The following is a 7,656-nucleotide window of genomic DNA, read 5'->3' as shown; positions in this document are numbered from 1 at the left end:
GTACAACGTAGTAGGAAGTAGCAAACAGCGCACAACCGCCGAACGCGAAGATTACCGCGTTAGTATGCAACGGACGCAAACGACCGAAGCTGGTATATGGTTGCAGCAAGTCGTTGAGACCCGGCCAAACCAACTGAGATGCGATAAGAACGCCAACTCCCATCCCAAATATGCCCCAAACAATGGTCATAATGGAGAATTTGCGCACTATATCGAAGTCGTATGCTGGAGGATCCCCAGCTACTGTCGCATGACTACCCATAGGACTTTCCTATTACTTAAAGAAAAATGAAAACGTTTATTTCGCCAGCGATATTTGTCGCTCAAAGCTATACGGTGATCATCAACCCTATACCCCTACTTTAGGTGCGGCATTTTGCCCTAAGCGTGGCATTTTGTCTCACCAAACTGGTACAAGGATTGATATTTATCAAATTATTTATGCGCGTTTAACCGGTTTGAAGAATAGTCCATTATTGGATATTTTCTGCTCAAACCAGTATTTCGGCACTTGTTGTTTTTAGTTAAGGACGAATTCCCGTTACTTAAGGGTGCGGCCTTTGTTTGCAGCAATACGCATACGCAAAGCATTCAGTTTGATGAAACCTTCCGCGTCCTTCTGGTTGTATGCACCGGCATCATCTTCAAAAGTTGCGATTTTTTCATCGAACAGGCTGTCAGGAGAACGACGGCCAACAACGCTCACAGAACCTTTGTAAAGCTTAACGCGTACGTCGCCGTTTACATGAACTTGTGACTCATCGATCATCGCCTGCATCATCAGACGCTCAGGGCTCCACCAGTAACCGTTGTAAATCATGTCCGCGTACTTCGGAATCAAGCTGTCCTTCAGGTGGGCAACTTCACGGTCAAGGGTGATGGATTCAATCGCGCGGTGTGCACGCATCATGATGGTGCCGCCAGGAGTTTCGTAGCAGCCACGGGATTTCATACCTACGTAGCGGTTTTCTACGATATCCAAACGACCAACACCGTTCTCACCACCCACTTTGTTCAAGTAAGCCAGTACGGTAGCCGGAGACATTGGCTTGCCGTCGATAGCAACGATGTCACCTTTCTCGTAGGTCAATTCAAGGTAAGTTGCTTTGTCTGGAGCTGCTTCAGGAGCAACAGTCCAGCGCCACATATCTTCTTCAGCTTCAGTCCATGGGTTTTCCAGAACCTTGCCTTCGTAAGAGATGTGCAGCAGGTTGGCATCCATAGAGTAAGGAGATTTTTTCTTCTTGGTGTAATCAACCGGGATATTGTGCTTCTCGCAGTATTCCATCAGGGTTTCGCGCGAGGTCAGATCCCACTCACGCCATGGAGCGATTACTTTGATGCCTGGCTTAAGTGCGTAGGCACCCAGCTCGAAACGTACCTGGTCATTACCTTTACCTGTAGCGCCGTGGGAGATCGCATCAGCGCCAACTTCGTTGGCGATTTCGATCAAACGCTTGGCGATCAAAGGACGGGCAATTGAAGTACCCAGCAGGTATTCACCTTCATAGATGGTGTTCGCACGGAACATCGGGAATACGAAATCGCGCACAAACTCTTCGCGCAGATCGTCGATATAAATTTGTTTAACGCCCAAAGCCTCAGCCTTAGCGCGTGCGGGCTCAACTTCTTCGCCCTGACCTATGTCAGCGGTAAAGGTGATCACTTCGCAATTGTAATTTTCTTGCAACCATTTAACGATCACTGAGGTATCCAGACCACCTGAGTAGGCCAGGACCACTTTCTTGATAGACGACATAGGGAGCTCCCGCGAGACAATCTAGTAAGCTGTTGATTGGAGACTATTGAAAAAATCAGCGACAAAACAAGCAGGGAGTGAGCGCTGATTTAGCGCGCAAAATTCTACTCGCAAAAACAGGAAATTCCCACCTTGATTATTCGGGAATTAGCCAATTTTGCATATGAACAGGGAAGGATTGATCGTTTTGCACACATTCTGGAAACACAAAGGCTACCATTACTGGTTGCCTTTGCGGTAAAGCACTGTCGGAATTAGCGATTACGCATCTTATCGCGCATCCACAACCCGGCTTCTTTCAAGTTGGTTGTCGACCAATTATTGCTGGAACAAGTGCCGGTTTTCCATACCGCACCCGAACGGAAGTCATCGGAATAATTCCAGTTCGTCCAGCTGATTTTGTATTGGTTGAGGATATCCAGATACTGCTGGGTGCTGGTGAAATCATTCGCACCATCGCCGGTGTAATCCTGCGAACCAAACTCGGTGACAAATACCGGCAAGCGCTGGGCCGCCCAGATCAGGTTGTCGCGATACGACTGACCGTGGGACGCCGCGTAGAAATGGAAGGTATACATGATGTTGGTCGCATTCACCGGATTTTGGTAAATATCCTGCGCAGTACGGCCATCGGAAATCCCCATTGAACCCCAACCATGAGTACCAACCAGCACTACCGCATTGGGATTGTACTGGCGAATCACCGGAATCACCTGCTCGGCATAGCTCTTAATCCCCGCCCAAGTCACGCCATTCGGCTCATTGGCTACGTCGTAAATCACGTTGGTTTTGCTGCTGTGAGCCTGGACGATATCGCGGAAGAAATTCTTCGCGTTTTGCAGGTTGTAGTTAGGATCACCCGGGCTCAACTGATGGAAATCCACCAGCGCATACATGCCGCGCTCGGTCGCCTCATCAATCAGGCGCGATACCTGGGCGGTGTAGCCAGCGGGATCAGTTTCATAACCGCCTTCCTGCACATACATGGCGATCCGCAGGATATCGGCTTTCCAATCATTGGCCAGCGCATCCAGCGAACCCTCGGTCAAACAACTGCCCCATCCGTACCACTGGATACCGTGGGTGCTCATACCACGCAGTTGTACCGGTGTGTTGTACTGGTTACACAGCTGGTTGCCGCAGACTTGCAAACGACCATGACGCGCGATAGGTGTAGTGCCCGCAATTGAGCTGGCAGATGAGCTTGAGCGCGGGATACTGGAGGATGATCTGCTGCTGGGCGCGATGCTCGATGACGATCTACTGCTCGGCGCGAGACTTGATGATGGTCTGCTGCTGGACGACAAGCTACTCGACGCAACGCCGGAACAAGCACCTTCACCCGCCCAAACACCAGTCGGGTTTTGCGCCGGGTTTTCGCCTTGCGTCCACCATTTTGCACGGTACTTCACACCGTTAAGTTGGGCGCGATCATTACCCCAATAAATGGTCGATGCATTCCAGTTGGCGATGCCAGCGCAGGAGCCGCCGGTTGAGGCAGCGACTGAAGAAACAGCTGCTGCGCTGGAAGAAGAGTTACCGACAACACCATAAGGTGCCGGTTGGGTTACGCAGGTAGCACGGGAGACGCAGGTCTGGTTGTTTTCCCAGCCCCAGCCGCTCTGGGTATTTGCGCAAACGGGGTAAAGTTGCCCCCACCAATTGCACTGCGCTGCAGCAGCCTGTGCGCTTGCAAACGCGAAAAACAATGTGGCGATAAGACTACTTATTGAACTTATAAGTCGATGTTTCATAAGGGGTGCTCCTTCTGTGGATGAGTTCATCAGAATGAAGAATTCAGGAAGACACATTCAGGATTGGCATTACCACAGCCGCCACTGTCCGTATCAGCAGCAAGGATGAAATACCCCCTGCACCAAGTGCGGCACTTTTCACTTCCGCTCCGATACTTTTCTCTGCTCATTCCCTGTGTGTGACCAATGCACGGACTCAATCCACAACCATTTCTCCTTCAACATCACAATTCGCAGGCGTAAAAAAACCGGTGCAGATGTTAATTCTGCACCGGTTTTTTAATCTCCAGCATTTACATAATCTGCCATCAACTCAGCAGATTTTTCGCATACAAACTACAAACGGAAAGTTGAAACCTTATCGTTAAGTGCGCGCGCTAAATCCTGCAAACTTTTTGCGCGGGTATCACCTTGGTGAGCAACATCAGCAGAGTTGTCCGCAACTTGTTTAATCGCGGTGATGTTATTCAACACCTCGTTGACCACATGGCTTTGCTCTTCTGCAGCCGTTGCAATCTGCGCGGCCATACCACTAATCGCCCCCACGGCAGCATTGATTTTATCCAAGGAGCTGGAGGCGTTATCGGCATTGTCTACGCTGCCGGTAGCGAGGCGACGACTATCGTCCATAATCGCCACCGCATTTTGCGCGGTCGATTGCAATGCACCGATCATCGATTGAATTTCCTCGGTACTCGCGTGAGTACGCTGCGAGAGCACGCGCACTTCATCGGCTACTACCGCAAAGCCCCTACCCTGTTCACCGGCGCGCGCCGCTTCAATTGCCGCGTTAAGCGCGAGTAAATTGGTTTGCTCTGCAACGCCCTTGATGGTTGCGAGAATACCGCTGATGTTTTGCACGTTGGTATTCAGGGTCGCAATTACGCTGCCGGCCTGCTCCACTTTTTGCGCGAGGCCAACGATTGAATCGCGGGTTTTATCCACTTGCTGTTTGCCATCGCTCGCACTGCTTACTGATTCACGCACGGCTTCCGCGGTGTGTTCCGCGTGATGGGCAATCTCTTGCGTGGCATTGGTCATTTCATTCATGGCCTGCGCGACCATGCCGATTTGCTGTTGCTGCACGCCCAAATCGCGCACCGATGTCACCGCTGAATCGGCCATGGTGCGGGCGTTATCTTGCAAGTCAGTCGCCTGCAAGCGGATGTGTTTTACCAGATCGTTCATGTGATCAACAAACGAGTTGAAGTTCGCCGCAAGCAATCCAACTTCATCATTGGACGTCACCGGCAAGCGGCGCGACAAATCCCCATCACCAGAGGCAATATCAGAGAGCGATTGGGAAACGTTGTGCAACGGCAACAAAAGCACACCGTTAAACCAATTAAGCGCAATGATCGTTGCAACCAACAACACCAGAATCACTGCCAATTGCCCCATCAATGTGGATTGCACCGGGCCAACCAATTGCTCACGCTCCAGCACCATCACCAACGTCAAATCCGCACCGGGAATTGCGTCGGCAAACACTTGCATGGTTTTGCCATCCAATTGGATCAAGTGCAAATCATCTTTTGCGCGCAGAATTTGTTGCAGTTTTGCATCGGTCAAATCGGGAGAAATATCGATAAGGGATTTGCTCAGCAATTTTTGGTCAGCGTGGGCAAATATCTTGCCGCCGCGCGCGATAAACATATAACCATTGCCCGGCAAATCGATATCACGCAGCTGCTGCACAATATCGTCAATCACCACGTCGATACCGAGAATCGCCTTAACGCTGCCATCGCTATTGATAACCGCGCGCCCCAGCGACACCACATTTTTACCGGTGGCCGACGCAACTGATGGATTATCAATATAAGTCGCGCGCGGATTTTTGATCGCCGCTATGTACCAACCCCATACGCGGGGGTCGTCATTGCCTGCCGCCATCACCAGATTATTCGCGTTGTATAACTTGCCATCGGCAAACGCCAAAAAGCTGTTATCCACATCGGCGGAGATTTTTACTTGCGTGAGATGAGCGTTGTAATTTTCTTCCGTTGCGCTAGCCGGAAATCCTTCGAGCGCCTTGCCCTTCAACTCAAACCAATCGCTTACATATTTGCTAAAGGTGGCCGAGATACCGGCAACCTGGCGATTGATATTGACCTCCATCGCCTTCATTGCCGAACTGTAGGAAAGGTAGGAAACCGCGCATCCAACCAACAAAAGGGAAACCGCGACCGACGTGCTGATTTTTTTACGTAATGACCAACGAGCTGCCATTGTCTGAACTCCAACTGTGTAGTGACCTTGGGAATTTATTGTTATCGCGCTGTTTTTGTTATCGCCCCCAGAGGGGTTGATTGTTTTTAATCCCTCATGACAGTCCGTTGTTTTTTCTGCTTTTATTTAGCTTTTTGCCTGCTGTTGTAACTTGTCGGCATAAGACTGCAATTGCTTTAGCAATATTTGTTGTTGCTCTGTAAGACTAGCATCGGCAGCCAGCTGCGCCAGTCGCGCATGGAATTCAGTCAAGGTAAGGCTGGATTGGGCTTCAGGGTCGGTCAGGCGCCACTGGCAAAAGCGCTGCCAGCGGGCTTTTTCGTCGCTATTGAGGCTGACGGGAAAGTTGCGCGCGCGATAGCGAAACAGGATTTCCCCCAAACGCGGATCGCGAAAACTGATCTCCGCATTGGCCAGGGCTTCACCATCGGCGCGGCGGATTTGGGTCATCAAGCGCTTGTCATGTTCCTCAAAAAAACCGCTGTAGAGCATTTGTTCGGGATCGGTTTTTTCGGCGAACTCCTGACTGGTATAAAGCTGGAATAGTTTCTGGTGCAGCGCTTGCTGTTCATTCAAAGTGAGGTCGCGCAGGGTTTGCCAATGCTGTTCGCAGCGTGCTTTATCAATCGCCAAACGCTGGGCAGTCGGGTCGTCGAGCATGGCAGCAGGTAATAACATCGGCGTTTTATTGAAGTGGATTTCCTTTAGCGCCAAGCGCTCGACGCCTTCCGGCAGATCTTCCGTGCGGGTAAACAAACGCAGGCGCAACTCCTCGACCGGCAGAGTCAAAAGCGCGCGCGGGTCTGATCCCAAATTAAACGCGATCACCGAATTTTTGTTGGTGGGATGCATCGCCAGCGGCAGCACTAGCGCCGCGTTGCCATTTTCGCCGGGAAAGCGCGACGAAATATGCAGCAGCGGTTTATGGCCATCGATATCAATCATGCTGGCGACAAAGCGTTTATCGCGCAGGCGATAAGCGTAGTCATACAGCTTTGGTTGTTTGGTTTTGATCAGCTTGGCTACTGCGATAGTTGCGTGCACATCCGAGAGCGCATCATGCGCGGCTTCGTGTTTCAAATTATTGGCTTTACTCAGCATCTCCAATTTGAAACAGGGGCGACCGTCCTCATAATTCGGCCACTCAATTCCCTCGGGGCGCAGCGCGCGCGTCATGCGCACCATATCAATAATGTCCCAGCGCGAATTGCCGTTGCGCCACTCGCGCTCGTAGGGATCATAGAAGTTGCGATAGAGCGTGTAGCGCGTGACTTCATCATCAAAGCGAATCGAGTTAAACCCTACGCCACAAGTACCGGGGCGCGCTAATTCCGCATGGATCGCCGCGATAAATTCCCGCTCACTCAAACCGCGCTCCTCTGCTATTTGCGGTGTAAGTCCGGTGATCAAACAGGCTTCCGGCTTAGGCAACAAATCCGGCGCGGGCTTGCAATAAATCATCAGTGGCTCGCCCACAATGTTTAAATCTTCATCAGTGCGGATACCGGCAAATTGCGATGGCCGATCCACCGCCGGGACTTCACCCCAAGTCTCGTAATCGTGCCAATAGAGCGTATTTTGCACATCGGATTTCATTGTATTTATCCCTTCAGAGCGACCGTAAATCGGGCAACAAAACACGCAATGTAACACCCGGCTGCTGCTTTCCCCTATACTTTTCACCTATACTACGGCCTGATTTTTGCGTCTCGATGTGCCATTACCGCACTGATTTTCGCTAACCACCGAATTTGCCTGGAGCCTGATAATGAGTGATTTAGACAGCCTGTTTGCCGCCAACATAAAGTGGGCAGGAGACATTAAACAGCAAGACCCTGAATTCTTTTCCAATCTGGCCAAACAACAAGCACCGGAATATTTATGGATCGGCTGTTCCGATAGCCGTGTACC

5 protein-coding genes and 1 pseudogene are annotated in these 7,656 nt (G+C 50.9%); 1 reads left to right on the top strand and 5 read right to left on the bottom strand.

All coding sequences use genetic code 11. The features are described from left to right. From AAGC78_RS16340 to sbcB, 5 genes are all read right to left on the bottom strand, one after another. On the bottom strand, positions 1-262 hold a 262-nt coding region (locus tag AAGC78_RS16340; protein WP_435785168.1), incomplete at its 3' end, for a cbb3-type cytochrome c oxidase subunit I. 279 nt (positions 263-541) lie between these two features. Then, positions 542-1,759, bottom strand: coding sequence for an argininosuccinate synthase (locus AAGC78_RS16335; protein ID WP_435785167.1), 1,218 nt, complete (start codon positions 1,757-1,759; stop codon positions 542-544). 254 nt (positions 1,760-2,013) lie between these two features. Continuing rightward, on the bottom strand, positions 2,014-3,513 hold the full coding sequence (locus tag AAGC78_RS16330) for a cellulase family glycosylhydrolase (protein ID WP_435785166.1): 1,500 nt from the start codon (positions 3,511-3,513) through the stop codon (positions 2,014-2,016). A gap of 336 nt (positions 3,514-3,849) precedes the next feature. After that, positions 3,850-5,745, bottom strand: coding sequence for a methyl-accepting chemotaxis protein (locus tag AAGC78_RS16325; RefSeq protein ID WP_435785165.1), 1,896 nt, complete (start codon positions 5,743-5,745; stop codon positions 3,850-3,852). Positions 5,746-5,871: 126 nt separating this feature from the next. After that, the gene (gene sbcB / locus AAGC78_RS16320) at positions 5,872-7,341 is read right to left on the bottom strand and encodes an exodeoxyribonuclease I (protein WP_435785164.1); all 1,470 of its coding nucleotides are present in this window, start codon (positions 7,339-7,341) and stop codon (positions 5,872-5,874) included. A 172-nt stretch (positions 7,342-7,513) separates the two neighbouring features. Between sbcB and AAGC78_RS16315 the strand changes: the two are divergent. Beyond that, positions 7,514-7,656 (top strand): annotated as a pseudogene (locus tag AAGC78_RS16315) (carbonic anhydrase); the annotation flags it as partial.

The sequence above is a fragment of the Cellvibrio sp. genome, assembly GCF_039207905.1.
In the GTDB taxonomy this organism is placed as follows: Bacteria; Pseudomonadota; Gammaproteobacteria; order Pseudomonadales; family Cellvibrionaceae; genus Cellvibrio.
Note: the sequence above shows the minus strand (reverse complement) of the source record. Positions and strands in the feature narration are given on the sequence as shown.